Here is an 18,565-nt window from a genome sequence, read left to right as displayed (position 1 = left end):
CTCTATTTGGGATATTTGCGCTGCGCCATGGCCGTAGCGAGTTTCTTGCCGCCCTTACGCGCAGTTGCAGTCCATTGGTACGTATGTGAACCACTGGGCGGGCAAGGGCTTTTGTAGCTGAATGTACCCGCGGGAACTTTACCGTCTTTGGTAATCTTAAGTTTCTTACTGCCGCCGTGATTGTAATTCGGCACATCCAGATCTTTGGGTTGGAACTGAACTGTCGTGGTGCCATCCGGGACACCTTTGAGCGTGAATTCCGGGTTCCCAACGGTATTGGGATTGCCCGACGTGCAGAGGGGGATGTTATCCCAGCCTTTGAAAGACAGACTAAATTCTGCGGCGGCGGGACTGGCGAGGCACATTGCGACCACAGTGAGGATTGAAATAGGTTTCATGAAAGGCTCCATCGCTGACAATAGATAGAGTCTGCCAGAGCTTAACGATTCAGCAAACAGGCTTAACCGTACTCGCGTTCCCCAAAGATGGCGGACCCAACCCGAACATGAGTAGCACCCAAGGCAATCGCGCGCTCAAAATCACTGCTCATACCCATCGACAGGCCCGACAACCCATTACGTTTGGCAATCTTTGCAAGCAAGGCAAAGTGCAACGAAGGCTCTTCATCGAACGGGGGAATGCACATCACTCCCTGCACCGGAAGATCTTTGGACAGGCAATCGGCAATAAACACATCCGCATCGGCTGGCATAACGCCGGCCTTTTGGGGTTCTTCACCAGTGTTGACCTGAATAAAGAGGTCCGGACAATGACCTGTTTCTTGGGCCAGTCGCGCCAGAGTATTGGCCAGCTTCGGTCGGTCTACAGAGTGGATAGCGTCGAACAACTGCATCGCTTGGCGTGCCTTGTTTGTTTGCAGCGGGCCAATCAAATGAACGTTTACGTCCTGGAACTCTTCACGGAAGTCAGGCCACTTGCCTGCTGCTTCTTGAACCTTGTTTTCCCCGAACAATCGATGCCCCTGCCGCAAAACTTCGGCGACACGATCATTGGGCTGTACTTTTGAAACCGCGATCAGCTGTGTTGATCCAAGTGCCCGCCCGGCCTGTTCTTCGGCCTTGTGCATACGGGTTCTGATCTCATCGAGCGACATGGTGATCTCCTTAGCAGGCGGGTCTAAAACAGATGCGCGGCATACTTGAACATCAGATTGTCGCAAAAGAAAAGGGCAGGTCCGAAGACCTGCCCTCTATTGGTTGGTTCTTGTTCTAAATTAGAACGAGAAGCGCAGACCCAGATCGGCGCGGGTTGTGCCCGCGAGATCGGCAACACCACCTTCGACGAAGGTACCACCACCAAGACGGTGCTGGAAGCCGATACCCATGTTTTCGTCACCGCTGCCCATATCTGCGGCTTCGTCGTGGTTGATGTAACCGCGAACAAAGGTCGATGCGCCAGCTTGCCAGTTGGCACCAACGCCGTACTTCAGGAAACCGTCGTTGTCAGCGATGTTGAAAGCAACATCCCATGCGCCGAAGGTTGCGCCTGAAGTGATGGCCCACTCGGTGTCACCAGCGATGTCGCTGTCTTGGTAACCACCAGCAATGGTCCAATTGCCGAATGCATACGAAACCATCATAGCTGTGCGGTCTGACGACAGAGTCAGGTTGCCGTCAGATGACCACGAGTGTGTGAAGTGCACGCCCCAGGCGCCACCCGACCAGATTACGTCGAGACCTTGTGTGCCGCCGCTACCGGAGGAGTAGGCGTCTGCGCCGAAGTTATAAACAACGTTGGCGAAGCCCAAACCAGTCAGACCAATCGAGCCAGTGTACATGTTAGGCATGTTTTCGATTGCGCCCAGAGTTTGACCAACCGACACGGTGAAACCACCGGCTGTTACCCAGAAACGCGGGGTGTTGAAGCCTGCAGTAGAAGCAGCGTTCGAATTCGGCAAACCGGCAGTACCGCCAGTGGTGCCTGGAACGCCTTGGCTCTGCTCGTGGCCGTCAGCTTGGTAACGGATCTGTGCGCCGAACGACAGACCATTGTCCGACTCTGCGGTGCCAGTTACGATAAGGCGGAAACGGCTGGTCAGCGACCATTCGTCAGTAGGATTGCCTTCATTGTACAGAACACCGAAACGGCCCAGACCGCCAAATGTTACGTCTGCTGCTGCGACACCTGCGGTGGCGACCAGTGCAGTCGTTGCGAAGAGAACTTTTTTCATAGCTTTTCCCTCGGATTTCCAATTCATGCGCCCAAACCGGGGAATCCGGAAAGGGTATGCAGTGTCTCTCGCTCTTTTAGGGGGGTGTTTGCAAGCGTACGTAGCGGGATGCGATCAAAGCCAACGTAAATGGTGCAGCTATGCCACAGTTTGCCCAATGCGGCGGTTGTCATGGCAATTTTCTGCCACTCTTGCCTTCGATATATGGCCTTGCCCAAAGAGAGGCTCTTGGATAGGACGGTATCAACCGAATGAATTGGGCAGGTAAAATGACGCAAAGTAGCGCATTTGGGATTCTCGCGGCTTGTATAGCTTTGACGATGTTATCGGCATGTGGTGGAAACCGCACCGTAAAAACCTCGGGCGAAGGTGGCTCTTATCTTGATCGAGATAATGTAGGCAATCCGATCGATGGCGATCAGATCACGGGTTACAAAGGTGGCTCGACGATCTGGGAGATATTCGAGCCAGATAATTCAGATATTACCGTTCGCGTGAATAAATATATCTGGAACGCTTCATTAGAAGTGTTGGACTTCTTACCCGTTCAATCCGTCGATCCGTTTTCAGGTGTTATCGTAACTGGTTACGGTACTCCGCCCGGTGGCGGCCGCTCGTATCGCGCCACTGTTTATGTACGCGACCCGGCGCTTGATGCGCGGTCACTGCATGTTGCAATGCAAACGCGCAACGGCGGAGCGGTGTCAGCCGCGACTACCAAAGCCGTTGAAGATGCAATTCTGACGCGTGCACGGCAAATGCGGATCGCGGACGGCAAGCTATAAGCAACATCACCGCGATCTCTGAATCCGCCAGGCCCTAAAAACTGAAGCGGCCCGGAGGCATGGCTGAAAGCCGGTTGACCCATTCGATTTGTTGGGGCAGGCAAACACTCTTGAGATCATAGGTTTGCTGCGCCTTTTGTCGGGCCTGACGTCCCAGTTTCTCTCGCAGGCTTTGGCTATCAAGCACCTCGTTGATTTGCTCGACCATTTTGTCGGGTTCAAAGAACGGAAACAGACGCCCTGTCTCATCATGTTGGATGACCTCTTGAACCGGGGCTGTATCACTGGCCACGATAGCGCATTGGGAGCTCATGGCCTCGATCAATGACCAGCTGAGCACAAAGGGATAAGTCAGGTAGACGTGGCACCGGCTGACCTGCAGCAAGCTAAGAAAGTCCTCATAAGGTATCTTGCCCATAAAATGGACCCGCTCCCAATCTTTGTCGGGAATGCTGCTCTGAACCTCGTCAATGAAGATTTGTTTCCAAGTCTTACCCTTTGGTGGTATTGCACCATAGCTCACCTCATTCCCACCAACTATCAACACCCGCGCATTCGGGCGCTGTTTAAGAAGCTGCGGCAAAGCGCGCATAAACACGTGGTATCCCCGATAGGGTTCAAGATTACGGTTTACGAATGTGATAACCTCATCCTCGCGGGTGACAACCTGTCCCTCGCCGATCTCTAGACGGGCGTCAGCATTGGCTCTGACAACCTCTGTATCAATGCCATCATGTATCACGCTGATTTTGTCGCGGATTGCGTCAGGGAACGTACCAGCCTGAAATTGGGTCGGGCTTATGCCAAGGTCACCAACCTCGAAGTGCATAAAGTTATTCATGTTCTTGAGGCGCAACCGGATCGGTTCCTGATCCGCTATACGGTTTGGAAACTCCGGATCAAAGTTCAGATCACCTTCGGATGCCCGATAGTAGAGTTCACAATAAAGGCCGATCTGTGCATTGGGCCAAAGATCGCGCAAGAACATCGACTCGCCCCATCCGGGGTGGGCAATGATCAAGTCCGGCTCAAAACCCTGGTCCTTGAGATTGCGCGCTTCGGCATAGCAGCTTTCCGCACGAAGCATCTTAGTTTCAAAATCAACAAGCCAGGGATGCAGTTTCTGTGCCGGTTTACGCCGGATTGTGTAGGGCACCATTTTGATGCCTTGCCAGGTTGCTGTCTTTTTGACGCGTAGGGTCAGGGCAAGAACCTTGTGACCCTTGGCTGCCAGGGCCGGGGCAAGATGCTTGAATTGGCCGGGAAAGTTCTGATGGATAAATAGAATATTCATAGGCGCCGCCCGCTCAAATCGGTCTTTGTTCTTCTATACTCCAATTCAAATAGCCGCACAGCATCGCATTTTTGCGATTCCACACCGTCAGCCACTGGACCAAAGCCTTTCAGACGCATATCACCCCATGCGACAACGTTTGACTGAAAGGTGACATCTATGTCGCGCTATTCCGCCACCGAGATCGAAGCCAAGTGGCAAGAGGCCTGGGACAAGGCCGAAACCTTCAAGGCTATCCGGGATGCCTCCAAGCCAAAGTATTACGTGCTTGAGATGTTTCCTTACCCGTCTGGTAAGCTGCACATGGGTCACGTGCGGAACTACACGATGGGTGACGTGATCGCGCGCTACAAGATCTCAACCGGCCATAACGTGTTGCATCCTATGGGCTTTGACGCCTTTGGCATGCCGGCAGAGAACGCTGCCATGGCAATCGGCGGTCACCCCAAAGAATGGACCTATTCCAACATCGACACCATGGTCGAACAGATGAAGCCGCTGGGCCTCTCGCTCGACTGGTCGCGCATGTTCGCCACCTGTGACCCGGAATACTACGGCCAGCAACAGGCCCTGTTCCTCGACTTTCTTAAAGAAGGCCTCGTTTATCGCAAGAACGCCGTGGTGAACTGGGATCCAGTCGATATGACTGTTCTGGCCAACGAGCAGGTCGAAGGTGGGCGGGGCTGGCGCTCGGGCGCTCTGGTGGAACGCCGAGAGTTGACCCAGTGGTTCTTTAAAATCTCGGACTATTCCGAGGAATTGCTCGACGCTCTCGACACGCTCGACAACTGGCCCGCCAAGGTCCGCCTGATGCAGGAAAACTGGATCGGCAAATCGCGCGGTTTGCAGTTTGCCTTCGAACGTACCGATGGCGCAGAACCGATCTCGGTTTACACAACGCGCCCCGATACGCTCATGGGCGCGAGTTTTGTGGGCATCTCTCCGGACCATCCGATTTCGAAAGAGCTGGAAGAGGGCAACCCAGAACTGGCCGCATTCCTTGCCGAATGCCGCAAGGGTGGCACTACGGAAGAGGCCATCGAAACCGCGCCAAAACTGGGCTATGACACCGGGATCACCGTCAAACACCCGCTGAACCCGGATTGGGAACTCCCGGTCTGGATCGCCAACTTCATCCTGATGGACTATGGCACCGGCGCGATTTTCGCCTGCCCGGCGCACGACCAGCGCGATCTTGATTTCTGCCGCAAGTATGATCTGCCGGTGATCGACACCTTCTTTGATCTCGAAGAGCCAAAGCCAGTTGAGACCGAAGCCTTTGTTCCGCCGAAGGAGCAAAAGGTGAAGTGGATCAACCACTTCGCCGGCCTTGACGAGGCCACCGGTCAGGACGCTATCGACGCCACCATCGACTTTGCCGAAACGGCGGGTTGGGGCGAAGGCGTGACCAAGTTCCGTCTGCGTGACTGGGGCCTGAGCCGTCAACGATACTGGGGCTGCCCAATTCCGGTCGTGCATTGTGATACCTGCGGCGTGGTGCCCGAGAAGAAAGAAAACCTGCCAATCGAGCTGCCGGATGATGTGTCATTCGACAAGCCCGGCAATCCGCTCGACCGCCACCCGACATGGCGCGACTGCGCCTGCCCGTCCTGCGGTGCTCCGGCCAAGCGCGAAACCGACACGATGGACACCTTTGTCGATTCGTCCTGGTATTTCGCCCGGTTCACGGCGCCACGCGCCGAAACACCCACCGTGGCCGAGGATGCCGAATACTGGATGAACGTCGATCAGTATATCGGCGGCATCGAGCACGCGATCCTGCACCTTCTCTATTCGCGCTTCTTCGCGCGCGCGATGCATATCTGCAGCCACCTGCCCGAGAGCGCAAAGGAACCCTTTGACGCGCTCTTCACCCAAGGCATGGTAACTCACGCGATCTATCAGACCACCGGCGGCAATGGACGCCCGGTCTATCACTATCCGGCGGATGTCGAAGACCGAGACGGCAAAACCGTGCTCAAAGCCTCGGGTGAAGAAGTTCAGGTCATTCCCTCGGCCAAGATGTCAAAATCCAAGAACAACGTGGTGGACCCGGTCGACATCATCTCGGCCTATGGTGCCGACACCGCCCGTTGGTTCGTGTTGTCCGACTCGCCCCCCGAACGTGACGTGGAATGGACAGCCTCGGGCGCGGATGCCGCATTCAAACACCTGAACCGCGTTTGGAACCTCTGCGACAAGATCGGCGCAATGGACCCCGACGCGAACGGTCAGGGCGACGAAGATCTGCTGCGCGAGATGCACAAAGCCATCCGTGACGTCACGCTGGGTGTAGAAAGCTTCGGCTTCAACGCCTCAATCGCCAAGCTCTATGCGTTTACCAACACGCTCGCCAAGTCCAAGGCAGGTGCTGCGGCCCAGAAACAGGCAATCATGACGCTGGCACAGCTGATGTCACCCATGACCCCCCACCTGGCTGAAGATATCTGGGCGCATCAGGGCGGCGAAGGCCTTGTCATCAACGCTCCGTGGCCTGTTGCGGACGAGGCGATGCTGGTGGAGGCAGAAGTCACCATGCCGATCCAGATTAACGGCAAACGCCGTGCGGAAATCAGCGTGCCCAAGGATATGCCGAAGGAAGAGGTTGAAAAACTTGTCCTCGCCCACGAAGCTGTCACCAGCCGGTTGGAAGGGGCCCAGCCCAAGAAACTCATCGTTGTCCCCGGTCGGATCGTAAATGTCGTCATTTAATCGCCGTCACTTTTTGTTGCTTGCAGCTGCTGGCCCCGCGCTCGCGGCCTGCGGGTTCGAGCCATCTTACGGAACCAATGGCAGCGCTTCTGGCTTGCTGAACCAGGTTGTGATGGATGCCCCGTCGAGCAACGAAACCTATTTGCTGGTGCGGGAGTTGGAAGGCCGGCTGGGACGGGTAGATACTGGCGAATATGGCCTGTCAGTCGCCGTGGAAGTCGAAGAGAAGAGTGTTGGTCGTACGATCGACGGCGTGACATCACGATATGATGTGATTGCAGACGCCACTTTTGCATTGCGCGACATGGCCTCTAGCGAAGTTCTGACGTCTGGAAAGTTGCGCAACTACGTGGGATATTCTGCGACGGGCACCACAGTGGCAACGCTGTCAGCGCAGGATAACGCCTATGAACGGTTGATGGTAATTCTGACCGATCAAATTATGGCCCAACTGTGGGCGTGGTCGGCGGACAACGCATCATGAAACTGTCTGGGCGCGAGTCGGCCCGGTACTTTTCCAAACCGGATGCCCATCGCACTGGCATCCTGATCTATGGCCCGGATGCCATGCGCATCGCGCTAAAGCGCCAGGAACTCATTGCTGCACTGATCGGGCCTGAGGGCGAAGAGGAAATGCGCCTGACCCGTATTCCCGCATCGGACCTGCGCAAAGACCCTGCCCTTTTGGACGACGCCATCAAGGCGGTCAGCTTTTTCCCGGGGCCTCGCGTGGCCTTTGTCGAAGACGCGAATGACACCGCGGCCGCAGCCGTACTTGCCGCGCTGGAAGATTGGAAAGAGGGTGACGCGCAGATCGTCGTGACGGCCGGATCGCTCAAGGCATCGTCAAAGATTCGCAAAGCATTTGAAGGTCATCCAAATGCTTATGCGGCCGCGATATACAACGACCCGCCCAGCCGAGAAGAGATTGAGGCGCAACTGGCCAAGTCGGGCCTGCGCGATGTTGATCGTGACGCCATGACCGATCTGTCAAATCTGGCCCGTGATCTGGATCCGGGAGATTTTCGCCAAACCCTTGAAAAACTGTCTCTCTTTAAATTGGGGGATACCTCATCTGTATCATCCGAGGACATTATTGCCTGTGCGCCGACTTCGACCGAGGCTGAATTGGACGATGTGTTGAACATTGTTGCCGAGGGACGCGCACCGGATCTTGGGCCAGTGCTGCGAAAACTACAGGCACAGGGCACCAATCCTGTATCTCTGTGCATTGGAGCCACGCGCCATTTCCGCGCGCTCTATACAGCGGCCTCTGATCCCGGTGGGGCGGCTGCGGGCATCGCGCGGATGCGTCCACCGATCTTTGGGCCGAGACGAGATCGTATGCTCCGTCAGGCCCAAGGCTGGGGGGCAGCAAAACTCGAGCAGGCACTGACAATCCTGACGGACACCGATCTGCAACTGCGGTCCGCGGGACAAACTGCCCCCACCATGGCACTGGTCGAACGGATGCTGTTGCGCCTTGCCATGCTGGCACGCCGATAATCAATCAGTCCTGCGGTGCAAACATCGCGAAAACTTCGGCCTCTGTCATCTTGTGCGTATCCCCGGCAAAGCTGTAACTATCCGGCTTTTTATCAATAAAGATTTCTTGCCCAAGCGTGATGCCGCTGGCATCGTCCAGCGTTCCAAGACCCATGTGATAGACCCCTTGCTCCTGTCCCGGTGCCGTGACCCGATAGAACATGCTGCTTCCGCATTTTGAACACGAGGCACGTTCCGCCCATTCCGAGGACGTGAACACGTTGAGGTTCTCTTCCCCGGCTAAAGTCACAGTGCCGGGCGCCGTCATAAAGGCAACAAAGACACCGCCGGTCCACTTGCGGCACATGCTGCAATGGCAAACGCCGCATTTCTCGGGTGTCTCGGACAAAGTGTAACTGACGGCACCACACAAACATGAACCGGATCTCGACATTGTAGGTCTCCTGATATGATTACTTACATGACAGAATTACGCATATATCCTGCCAGATTATGTCAGTATTTCATTCGTGCCCCTAGGTTACTTTGCGAAAGGCTTGTCGCTGTTTGTGCCAGCGGCCACAGTGTCGGCAAAGGAGAAACGCGATGTACGAGATAATCGGAAGCCCCACCAGCCGCGCCTTTCGGGTGATGTGGATGCTCGAAGAATTGGGGCAGCCCTACAAGGTGACCAAGGCCGGACCCCAAAGCGAAGAAGTGCGGGCTGTAAACCCGTCTGGCAAAATTCCCGTGCTGAGAGAAGGTGATGCCATCGTCACTGACTCAACAGCCATCATGACCTATCTTGCTGACAAGCATGGCGCTCTGACCTTTCCCGCCGGAACGCTTGAGCGTGCACACCAAGATGCATTTACACAGTGTATTCTCGACGAGATCGATTCCGTTCTATGGGTGGCGACGCGGCACAATTTCACCCTGCCTGAAGACAAACGCGTGCCAGAAGTGCGCCACACCTCAAAATGGGAATACGAACGCAACCTGAGCAAACTGATGGACCGGTGCAAAGGACCCTATCTGATGGGGGACACTTTTACCGTGCCAGACATCATTCTCAGCCATTGCGGCGCCTGGGCACGTGGCGCGAAGTTTCCATCGGACAATGAAGACTTCAACGCCTACCTCAAGCGTTGCCGCGCTCGGGAAGCATTCCAGAAACTCACCACAAGCTAGGCTGCAAACCGGGCTGCGTGTTGCCCGGCCCAGCGCCCAGTCGCAAGGCATGCCGTCAACAGGTATCCCCCTGTTGACGCTTCCCAGTCCAGCATTTCACCAGCCGCAAAAAGCCCCGGCCGATTGCGCAACATGAGCCCATCATCGAGTGCCTCGAGACGTATCCCGCCCGCCGTAGAGATTGCCTGATCCATGGGCCGTGGGCCTTCGTGAGTGATCGGCAATGCCTTCAACAATGGAGCCAGATCGTTGGGCAACGGCCGCGCGAACTCCATCAACAAGGCAAGCTTGGCCGGATCAAGTTTCAAAGCTTTGCGGAGGAAGTTTGAAAGGCTGGCCTTACCGCGTGGTCGGCCAAGCCTTTGCCGTATGTCTTCGTCCGTCAGGTCCGGCAAAAGGTCCAGTGTCAACCTGTGCCCCTCGCGCATTTTGCGCGAAACGGCATAAATCCCTCCGCCTTCCAACCCAGTCTCAGAAACAACAAACTCACCTCTCACGCGTTGGTCATCGGCGCAAAGCGCGACATTCTTGATCGGAGTGCCAAAATGCCGGGCCATGTGGTCAGACCACGCAACTTCAAACCCCATGTTTGCAGGCTGGAACGGTGCCTTGTGCACGTCGAGCCAATCCGCCCACGCCCCATCCGAACCGAGCCGCGACCAGCTCGCACCACCACAGGCCAAGACACAAACATCCGGGCGCAGGGTTTGTCGCCCCATTGGGGTTTGAAAAACAAACCCGCCACTCTCGCCTGTCCAGCGCCATCCCGTCTCAATAGACACACCCAGCCCATTCAGCCGCGCGAGCCATGCCCGCAACAGGGGCGAGGCTTTCATTGCGCGAGGGAATACACGACCCGATGACCCGGTAAACATATCTTGCCCCAACCCTTCGGCCCAGGCCTGAACCTGTTTTGGGCCAAAGCTTTCTAGCATCGGCCGCAAGTGTGGCGCGGCCTCTTCATAGGCTGCAAGGAAGGTGTCAAAGGGCTCGTCTTTGGTTAGGTTCAAGCCTGACTTGCCCGCCATCAGGAACTTGCGGGCAACCGTCGTTTTTGCTTCGGCAATGGTCACCGACATTCCGGCCGCCGCCAGTGCATCAGCCGCCATCAACCCCGCCGGGCCACCGCCAATCACAAGACCTTGGGTCATTTTGATTTGGTACTGATTTCGCCCTTCAATTCCACAACGCGCTGCGGATAGGGGATTTCGATGCCGTTGTCTTTCAGTGCGTTCCAAATACGAAACAGCACATCAGAGGTATACTTGTAACGCCCGTCATCAATACCGTTTACCCAGAACTCAACCGAGAAATCGATGCCGCTATCGCCGAAGCCGCGCAGCTCGCAATCGGGTGGAAACGGGTCACTCAAAACATCCGGGTTTTCGGCGACCGCTGCCTCAACAATGGCAGGGACCGTGTTGATGTCGGTATCGTAGCTGACCGAAAAGGGCGCCTCATAACGGTTGGCGCTGCCCTGGTCCGAGTAGTTTACCACCCGCGTGGTGATAAAGTCCTCGTTCGGGACCACAATCCAGCGTCCGTCATAGGTCTCGAGAATCGTGGCACGGGCGGTCATCTTGACGATTGTCCCGGCCTCACCGCCGTCAAGCTCGACGTAATCGCCGACAGTGGCCTGACCCTCGAGCAGCAAGATGACACCAGAGATAAAGTTCGATGCAATCTTTTGCAGACCAAAGCCAAGCCCAACGCCGATGACACCTGTCAGAACTGCAAGCGACGTGAGCGAGATGCCCATGATGTTCATAAGCAGCAGGAAGGCGATACCAAAGATGGAAATCTCGGTGGCCTTGGCCGCCAATTCCCGCATGGCAGGGCGCATTTCTTGCTGAGACTTGATGAAAGCGACGGACTGGTCGTTGGACCAACGGCCCAGCCAGAATATCGCGCCCCCAACAACCGCGAACCGCACAAGGAACAAAAGCGAGAATGAAAGATTACCAAGCGGCAGCACGGTCTCATCCATTTTAACCATGACTTCGTCAAGGAAACCAACGGCATAGAGCGCGGCAATGGGAACCAACAGGTATCGACCCAGCACTTTGAGGAGCGGGTCTTCGATGATTTCCTTCACAAGAATCCGGGCCGCGAGGAACATGAATACACGTTTGCCAAAGGCAATGACTTCGCCAGATCCAAAGGCCGCCCGGGTTACCGATTCACCCAAGCCCGTAAAGACATAAGCCAAGAGAGGCAGCAACAAAGGGACAAACAGAAACAGAAACCGGCGTGCGCGTGCGAGAACGTTCTGTGCCTCATCAGGTGGTGTCAGCAGGCGCTCCAACAAGGGGCGCATGCGACGCGACACAAGAACCGCGAGACCATAGGCAACCAAGAGCAAGGCAAACTGGGTCCAGGCGGCAGGGCTGAGGAGCCACTCTAGCGCCAGGTCACGACCTTGATCGAAATAGGCCTCTGCCTGATCCAAGACTTCTGTACGATCCACTGCAAAACCCCTTGAGAAACTCAAAACTCACGCCATCCTCTTGCCCCACCCCCCTATGGAACTCAAGACAAACGCTGTGTCAGATCCGATTTGCCCCCTGTGTGAGCGACCGATACCACAAGACGCCCACCAAAGCCTGCACCACCTGATCCCCAAATTGAAAGGCGGCAAGGGCGGGCCGGTCGTGTTGCTGCACCAGATTTGCCACAAGGAAATCCACGCCACCTTGACCGAGGCAGAACTGGCGCGGGATTACAGCTCGGTTGAGGCGCTGCGGGCGCATCCAAGGATGGCGAAATTCATTCGCTGGGTACAAAAACGCCCGCCTGCGTTCCACTCAAAGACCACGGGCCCAAGACGGCGGCGTAAGCCGTGAAAATGTAAAGAATATCGTTTTGTACAAAAAATGGGTTAGCAAATTGGCCCGATAACGCCGGTTTTCAGGCTGGGATCAGTGCCGTACCGAGACAGTCCCGCGCCGGATTTTCCAGCCCTTCGATTTCCAGACCAGCCAGTGCCCGGGTCGTGGCAAACCTACCGCCTGCTACATGTTGAAATTCGAGAGTCGTATAGGGACGTTTCCAAAGCCATTCGCGGTTGCCGACGTAGTACAGGTCGGGATGCGGCGTGGCCTCTACCGTGAACGCCAGAAAGTGCAGATCGAAGCGGTCGGGAATTGTCTGGATCGACAAGCAGCGCATTCCCAGATCAAGGTAAGGCGTCACATCAGCGGCGATGTCCCCACTGCGCAGGGTGATCTGCCCGATCCGGGCACCGCCTCCGAGAGGCAAGCCAGCATCCCCCACCCCGTCAGGGCGGTTGCCTTCAAAATCCTGTTGCAGCAATTCGATCACAAAGCCCTCGGGGTCCGCCAGGTGACACATGTAGCCGATGTCGAGAAACTGCTTGGGCTCTGACACGTCGACACCCGCCGCCCGCAACTGCGTGTAAGCAACATCGACATTGGGCAGTGTGATGCCGATTTTCCAATAGATATCCGAGCTTTGGTGCTCATAGGCCTCGCCACCGTCCCAAAGAACCAGATCAGCGTCCTGCCCCGGATAACCAAGACGTAAGGCATCTCCGTTAGTCTGCAACTGCATGCCCATATGGCTGACATAAAACTCCGCCAGCGCCTTGGGGTTGCTTACGCGCAAATGCAGTCCGGACAGGCGCATCTTAGGGACGGTCCTGACAAAGCGCCTTAATGCCACGTGCAATCTCGGGTTTGGCGGCCAATGTGTCGGCGGCGATGGCACGGGCGGTGTCGATCAACGTGTCGGGGTCGACCAGACGATCGACAAGACCAAATTGCAGCGCTTCATCTGCAAGGATTTTTTGACCGCCCATCAGGATCAACTTGGCGCGGCTGGGACCAATCAGGGCCGCCATGCGATGCGGATCAGATGGCTGTGGCAGAAAACCAAGCTTCATCACTGGGTAAAAGAACTTGGCCGTTGGCACCGAAATCCTGAGATCACAGGCCAACGCCATGCCCATCGCACCACCTGCCAGCGTGCCGTTGAGCGCCGCGATGGACAGCCCAGGCAGTGCCGCGATATTGCCGGAAAGCCTCTCCCATACATCCGATGTGGCCAGTCCAGCGCGGGCCTCGTCCAGATCGGCACCTGCGGAAAAGACCTTACCGGCGCCCGTCAGAATCAGAGCACGGGCATCTTTTGCGTCGGCGGCGATGTCCGCCAACTCTGACAGCATGGCATGGGTCAGAGAGTTCGCTTTGTCCGTGCGATTGATCGTGACGACCCAAAGCCCGGATGCTTCTTTTTGCAGTTCGATCATCAGATCAGGCCAACCTTTCGGCGAATGTCTTCGTCACGCAGCGAGATTTCATCGCCAATCCAGTCATCGGCCTCGGGGCCACACATCCACAGCAGACACTGGGCAACCCACTCGGGTGGAATGTGGTCGGACCACTCAAGTTGCGACACCGGATTGATGCCCGACTCCTTGATGTCGCGCTGCATCTGGGTCGCCACCGTTCCCGGTGACAGGCCGATGGCGCGGATGCCGTTGGCGCGCTCTTCCTTATCCACACAGCGTGTGAGCATGTTCACCCCAGCCTTGGAAGCGCAATAATGGCTCCAGGCCTCAACGGGTCCATGCGCGGCACCCGATGAAATTGTCAGGATACTGCCGCCGCCCGCGGCCTGCATAATGGGCATCACGGCTCGCATACCATAGTAAACACCCTTGAGGTTGATATCGATGATCTTACCCCAGCCTTCCGGATCCGACGTGGCCAAATGCGAGATCGGCTCGAGCCCGCCAGCGTTGTTGATCAGGACATCCAGACACCCAAAGGTCTCGACGGTTTTAGTTACGGCCGACTGGACCGACTCATAACTTGAAATGTCGCAGGTACAGGCGATGGCCTGATCGCCGATCTCAGATGCAATGCGTTCAATGTCATCCGAGCTACGGGCAACCAGAACAACATTGGCCCCTGCTTCGGCAAAAACACGCGCAGCGCTTTCGCCAATTCCACGGCTTGCCCCTGTAATCAGAGCGGTCTTACCGGTCATGTCGATCATCATTGCGTCTCCTCGCATAAACCTACTTTGGCCAAGACCTAAACCGCAGGCCATGAATGGTCCAGCCATTGGCCCTTGACCCCACCCTTTAGGAGTCCGAAGCTGGGACAGAATTTAAGAGGAAATGGCATATGACACATTGGAAGAATTTCACCAGCCTGGGCGCCTTGAGCGTGATGCTTTCCGCAGGCACAGGATTTGCAGATGTCAGCAGCCAGGATGTCTGGACTGCCTGGAAAGACATGATGACCAGCTCTGGCTACACGGTGAGCGGCGACGAAGTGGCCTCGGGTGGTGATCTGACGGTCAGCGATCTGATCATGCAGTTCGAATTGCCGCCTGAAGACGGCGACATTCGTTTTGAGATGGGCGAATTGGCGTTCGAGGATCAGGGCGATGGCACGGTGCGCATCATCCTGTCCGAGACACAAGAATTGCACATGAATGTGATCGAAGAGGGAACCGATAGCGATATTGTCGTCCTGATCAAATGGGATGACGTCGATATGGTCGCCTCGGGCGATCCCGACAATGTCACCTACTCTTACGCGGCAGCCGGAATGGAAATCGGGATTGACTCGCTGATTGTTGACGGCGAGCCCGTCGAAGACTTTGACGTTGATGTGATTGCGTCGACGCTCGCAGGCCAATCGTCCATCGCAACCGGCAGCGATATCACCTCGGTTCAATCCATGACTGTCGAAAGCATCCAGCTTTTGGCCAATGGCCAGGATGAACAGGACGGCTCTTTTGACATAACGATGGATGTCGCGGGCATTGCTCTTGAAGGGTCGGGCGTGATGCCTTCAGATGCTGATCCGAATGATCCGGCTGCCATGATGCGCGCTGGCTTTGATATGAACGGCACATTCAGCAGCCAAAGCAGCAAAGTGGCAATCGTTGCCCAGGAAGAGGCCGGACCGACAAATGTGAACCTGAGCACTGGTGCAAGCTCTTTGCTGGTGCGATTTGGCGCGGGGCTGTTTGAATATGACGGCGGTGTTCAGAACCTTGATTTGAACATGGTCGGACCAGAACTTCCGTTGCCCGTTGTGCTGAGCATGGAAGAGTTTTCGTATGGTTTTCTGATGCCCTTGCTCAAGGGTGACACACCTCAGGCTTTCGATGCAAACTTCAAACTGGGAGGGCTCGAGGTGTCGGACATGCTCTGGGGAGTTTTCGATCCTGCCGGCATGCTGCCACGCGATCCCGCAACGATTGCGCTGTCGATGACCGGAGCCGCAACTCTATTCCAAGACCTGATCGAGGAAGATGTTGAAGAGTTTGAGGAGGTGCCCGGCGAGCTGAACGCTCTGAACATCAATGAGATACTGATTGATGTCGTTGGGGCCAATATCAGCGGCGACGGAGCGTTCACCTTTGACAATACGGACATGGAAACCTTTGACGGGTTCCCCCGGCCAACCGGCGCGCTGAACCTTAAAGGCAAAGGCATCAACGGATTGCTGGATACGCTGGTCGATATGGGCCTGCTGCCTAAAGAACAGGTTACGGGCGCTCGGATGATGATGGCGATGTTTACGGTTCCAGGAGAGTCCGAAGACGAAATGTCCTCAACCATCGAGATCAACGAGGCGGGACATGTTCTCGCCAACGGACAACGTATTCAGTAGGCACTGACAACGTTTGGTTTCGGTCGCGCAAGCCCGTCTTGCGCGACCTTGTTTTTTGGGTCGCCCTTGCACGTTTAGGAGTAGCGGTCTACCTCATGTGTAAGGAAACGGGGGGCGTATGAGTATCGATCTTGAAAAGCTGACACAATCCATGTTGGAAGCCGCGAAAACCGCAGGCGCTGATGCTGCCGATGCAATGGCCGTTCAAGGGACTTCGGTGTCAATTGACGTGCGCGGCGGTGTTTTGGAACAGGCAGAACGTTCCGAGGGTGTAGACCTTGGGTTGCGCGTCTTTGTTGGTCAGCGGCAGGCCAATGTTTCGGTGTCTGACACCAGCGCAGACACGTTGACCACAATGGCCGAACGCGCGGTAGCTATGGCGCGGGAAGCCCCGGAAGATCCCTATATCGGTCTTGCCAATTCCGATCAGCTTGTCACGGAATGGGACGTCGGCGCTTTTGAACTGTCGGACCCGACCGCAGAGCCCGCACCGGCGGATTTGCAACGGGATGCCTGCGAGGCCGAGGCGGCTGCGCAGGCGGTCCAAGGCGTGTCGCAAGTACAGTCCGCCACCGCCGGATACAGCAATTCAGTCGTTCACCTGGCTGCGTCCAATGGATTCTCTGGCGGATATGGCAGGACAAGCCGCGCTGTATCCTGCGTGGCCATTGCTGGTGAAGGCGACCAGATGGAGCGCGATTTTGATGGCGATGGGCGCACATTCCAAGCCGATATGCGCAGCCCCCAGGATGTGGGCAGGATCGCTGGCGAACGCGCTGTTGAACGGTTGGACGCCAGACAACCGCCAACCGGCGCCTACCCGGTTCTCTTTGACGAACGAATCTCTTCGTCGCTTGTTGGACATCTTTTGGCGGCAGCCAATGGCGCCATGATTGCACGTGGGTCAAGCTGGTTGCGCGATCATCTGGGCAGGGATGTCCTGCCCAAAGAACTGTCGATCATCGAAGACCCCTTCCGCCCCCGGATCAGTGGGTCACGTCCGTTTGACGCCGAGGGTCTGGCAACACGGCGTCGGGAGATCGTCAAAGACGGCACGCTCACCGGGTGGACCCTCGATCTGGTGAACGGGCGCAAACTGGAATTGGACTCCACCGGAAACGCGGCGCGTGGTGTGTCTTCACCCCCGTCTCCCGCCTCTTGGAATATCGCGCTCACGCAAGGCTCAAAGAGCCGTGGAGACTTGATTGCCGACATGGGGACCGGGCTTTTGATCACATCGTTGATCGGCTCAACCATCAACCCAAACACCGGCGACTATTCGCGTGGTGCGGCGGGTTTTTGGGTGGAGAACGGCGAGATCACCCATGCGGTCAACGAATGCACGATTGCAGGCAATCTGCTGGAAATGCTGAAAACGATCACACCCGCAAATGATGCGCGCGATTACCTGTCACGGGTGGTGCCTTCGGTGCTGGTCGAAGGCCTGACCCTTGCCGGAAACTGATCTTGCGCTTCTGATCGATGCGGCCCGCGAGGCCGGACGTATTGCCAGTCGGTACTCCGGGCAATCGGCCCAAAGTTGGGACAAACCCGGCGGCGCTGGCCCGGTGACCGAAGCTGATATTGCGGTCAACGACATGCTCGAGGTCGAGTTGCGTAAAGCCCGCCCGGATTATGGTTGGCTGAGTGAAGAATCCACGGATAACGCAGCGCGTCAGCACGCCGAAAAGGTCTTTATCGTCGATCCGATCGATGGCACGCGCAGCTTCATCGAAGGTTCACGCACATGGGCGCACTCCTTGGCGATTGCTGAGAATGGCGTCGTAACGGCGGCTGTCGTCTACCTGCCCTTGCGCGACAAGCTTTATCACGCGCATCGCGGCAAAGGCGCATTTCTGAACGATGTGGCGATCACGCCGACCAGTCGAGCCGGCCTGACGGGAGCACATGTGCTGGCGGCGCGCCCGGTGTTGGATCGGCGCCACTGGGAAGGATCGGTCCCAGACGTGAAACGCAGCCATCGCCCGTCGTTGGCCTATCGCACGGCGCTGGTGGCAGAAGGACGGTATGACGCCATGCTGACGCTCAGGCCCACATGGGAATGGGACGTTGCCGCCGGAGACCTGATCCTGCGCGAGGCCGGGGCCGTGACGTCGGACCGATATGGGCATGACCTGCGGTTCAATAACCCGGACCCACGCTTGCAGGGCATGGTGGCAGCAGGCAAACGAATGCACCAAAACCTGACTCAGGAACTGCGATCAAAAGGCACTGCGCCGAGATTTTGAACCAA

The 18,565-nt window shown here is 56.5% G+C and carries 19 protein-coding genes; 9 read left to right on the top strand and 10 right to left on the bottom strand.

What is annotated here, in order from left to right:
- Positions 1–2: 2 nt before the first annotated feature.
- The 3 genes from Q0932_RS02940 to Q0932_RS02930 all read right to left on the bottom strand — a co-directional run bounded on the left by Q0932_RS02940 (position 3) and on the right by Q0932_RS02930 (position 2,191).
- Complete coding sequence (locus Q0932_RS02940) at positions 3–398, bottom strand: hypothetical protein (protein WP_299349553.1); 396 nt, start codon at positions 396–398, stop codon at positions 3–5.
- 62 nt (positions 399–460) lie between these two features.
- Positions 461–1,114, bottom strand: a complete 654-nt coding sequence (locus Q0932_RS02935) for a YggS family pyridoxal phosphate-dependent enzyme (RefSeq protein WP_299349551.1) — start codon at positions 1,112–1,114, stop codon at positions 461–463.
- A 120-nt stretch (positions 1,115–1,234) separates the two neighbouring features.
- Complete coding sequence (locus Q0932_RS02930) at positions 1,235–2,191, bottom strand: porin (RefSeq protein WP_299349550.1); 957 nt, start codon at positions 2,189–2,191, stop codon at positions 1,235–1,237.
- Between the two features lie 251 nt (positions 2,192–2,442).
- Between Q0932_RS02930 and Q0932_RS02925 the strand changes: the two genes are divergently transcribed.
- Entirely contained in the window at positions 2,443–2,976 is a 534-nt protein-coding gene (locus Q0932_RS02925; RefSeq protein WP_299349548.1) for a DUF3576 domain-containing protein, read from the top strand.
- 34 nt (positions 2,977–3,010) lie between these two features.
- On the opposite strand, the gene Q0932_RS02920 is transcribed toward Q0932_RS02925, so the two are convergent.
- Positions 3,011–4,270: a glycosyltransferase family 4 protein gene (locus Q0932_RS02920; protein WP_299349547.1), complete on the bottom strand. Its 1,260-nt coding sequence runs from the start codon at positions 4,268–4,270 to the stop codon at positions 3,011–3,013.
- 159 nt (positions 4,271–4,429) lie between these two features.
- Between Q0932_RS02920 and leuS the strand changes: the two genes are divergently transcribed.
- Genes leuS through holA form a run of 3 tightly spaced genes read left to right on the top strand, consistent with a single transcriptional unit; the run spans position 4,430 to position 8,488 of the window.
- Positions 4,430–6,982 carry a leucine--tRNA ligase gene (leuS, locus tag Q0932_RS02915; protein ID WP_299349545.1) on the top strand — a complete coding sequence of 851 codons (2,553 nt, stop codon included), beginning with the start codon at positions 4,430–4,432 and terminating at the stop codon, positions 6,980–6,982.
- Complete coding sequence (gene lptE, locus Q0932_RS02910; protein ID WP_299349543.1) at positions 6,969–7,466, top strand: LPS assembly lipoprotein LptE; 498 nt, start codon at positions 6,969–6,971, stop codon at positions 7,464–7,466. The genes leuS and lptE overlap by 14 nt, the downstream gene beginning before the upstream one ends.
- Positions 7,463–8,488: a DNA polymerase III subunit delta gene (holA, locus tag Q0932_RS02905; protein ID WP_299349541.1), complete on the top strand. Its 1,026-nt coding sequence runs from the start codon at positions 7,463–7,465 to the stop codon at positions 8,486–8,488. The genes lptE and holA overlap by 4 nt, the downstream gene beginning before the upstream one ends.
- A 4-nt stretch (positions 8,489–8,492) precedes the next feature.
- On the opposite strand, the gene Q0932_RS02900 is transcribed toward holA, so the two are convergent.
- A complete protein-coding gene (locus tag Q0932_RS02900; protein ID WP_299349540.1) occupies positions 8,493–8,921 on the bottom strand; it encodes a GFA family protein in 429 nt (142 codons plus the stop codon).
- A gap of 152 nt (positions 8,922–9,073) precedes the next feature.
- Here Q0932_RS02900 and Q0932_RS02895 point away from each other — a divergent pair, with 152 nt between their 5' ends.
- A complete protein-coding gene (locus Q0932_RS02895; protein WP_299349538.1) occupies positions 9,074–9,658 on the top strand; it encodes a glutathione S-transferase family protein in 585 nt (194 codons plus the stop codon).
- Here Q0932_RS02895 and Q0932_RS02890 read toward each other — a convergent pair.
- Both Q0932_RS02890 and Q0932_RS02885 read right to left on the bottom strand, forming a co-directional pair.
- On the bottom strand, positions 9,655–10,809 hold the full coding sequence (locus Q0932_RS02890; RefSeq protein ID WP_299349536.1) for a TIGR03862 family flavoprotein: 1,155 nt from the start codon (positions 10,807–10,809) through the stop codon (positions 9,655–9,657). The two genes, Q0932_RS02895 and Q0932_RS02890, sit on opposite strands and share 4 nt — an antisense overlap.
- Entirely contained in the window at positions 10,806–12,125 is a 1,320-nt protein-coding gene (locus tag Q0932_RS02885; protein WP_299349534.1) for a mechanosensitive ion channel domain-containing protein, read from the bottom strand. The genes Q0932_RS02890 and Q0932_RS02885 overlap by 4 nt, the downstream gene beginning before the upstream one ends.
- A 76-nt stretch (positions 12,126–12,201) precedes the next feature.
- Between Q0932_RS02885 and Q0932_RS02880 the strand changes: the two genes are divergently transcribed.
- Positions 12,202–12,501, top strand: coding sequence for an HNH endonuclease (locus tag Q0932_RS02880; RefSeq protein WP_299349532.1), 300 nt, complete (start codon positions 12,202–12,204; stop codon positions 12,499–12,501).
- Between the two features lie 64 nt (positions 12,502–12,565).
- Here the strand turns inward: Q0932_RS02880 and Q0932_RS02875 are convergent, their stop codons facing one another.
- Genes Q0932_RS02875 through Q0932_RS02865 form a run of 3 tightly spaced genes read right to left on the bottom strand, consistent with a single transcriptional unit; the run spans position 12,566 to position 14,674 of the window.
- Positions 12,566–13,303: a VOC family protein gene (locus Q0932_RS02875; protein WP_299349530.1), complete on the bottom strand. Its 738-nt coding sequence runs from the start codon at positions 13,301–13,303 to the stop codon at positions 12,566–12,568.
- A gap of 1 nt (position 13,304) precedes the next feature.
- The gene (locus Q0932_RS02870) at positions 13,305–13,925 is read right to left on the bottom strand and encodes an enoyl-CoA hydratase/isomerase family protein (RefSeq protein ID WP_299349528.1); all 621 of its coding nucleotides are present in this window, start codon (positions 13,923–13,925) and stop codon (positions 13,305–13,307) included.
- Positions 13,925–14,674: an SDR family oxidoreductase gene (locus tag Q0932_RS02865; RefSeq protein WP_299349659.1), complete on the bottom strand. Its 750-nt coding sequence runs from the start codon at positions 14,672–14,674 to the stop codon at positions 13,925–13,927. Before Q0932_RS02865 ends, Q0932_RS02870 begins: the two co-directional genes overlap by 1 nt.
- A 134-nt stretch (positions 14,675–14,808) precedes the next feature.
- Between Q0932_RS02865 and Q0932_RS02860 the strand changes: the two genes are divergently transcribed.
- The 3 genes from Q0932_RS02860 (at position 14,809) to Q0932_RS02850 (ending at position 18,560) form a co-directional block, all read left to right on the top strand.
- The gene (locus Q0932_RS02860) at positions 14,809–16,311 is read left to right on the top strand and encodes a DUF2125 domain-containing protein (RefSeq protein ID WP_299349526.1); all 1,503 of its coding nucleotides are present in this window, start codon (positions 14,809–14,811) and stop codon (positions 16,309–16,311) included.
- 118 nt (positions 16,312–16,429) lie between these two features.
- Positions 16,430–17,776: a TldD/PmbA family protein gene (locus tag Q0932_RS02855; protein ID WP_299349524.1), complete on the top strand. Its 1,347-nt coding sequence runs from the start codon at positions 16,430–16,432 to the stop codon at positions 17,774–17,776.
- Positions 17,763–18,560, top strand: coding sequence for a 3'(2'),5'-bisphosphate nucleotidase CysQ (locus tag Q0932_RS02850; RefSeq protein WP_299349523.1), 798 nt, complete (start codon positions 17,763–17,765; stop codon positions 18,558–18,560). Before Q0932_RS02855 ends, Q0932_RS02850 begins: the two co-directional genes overlap by 14 nt.
- The last annotated feature ends 5 nt before the right edge of the window (positions 18,561–18,565 follow it).

The organism is uncultured Shimia sp., from assembly GCF_947498095.1.
Taxonomy (GTDB): Bacteria; Pseudomonadota; Alphaproteobacteria; order Rhodobacterales; family Rhodobacteraceae; genus Shimia.
Note: the sequence above shows the minus strand (reverse complement) of the source record. Positions and strands in the feature narration are given on the sequence as shown.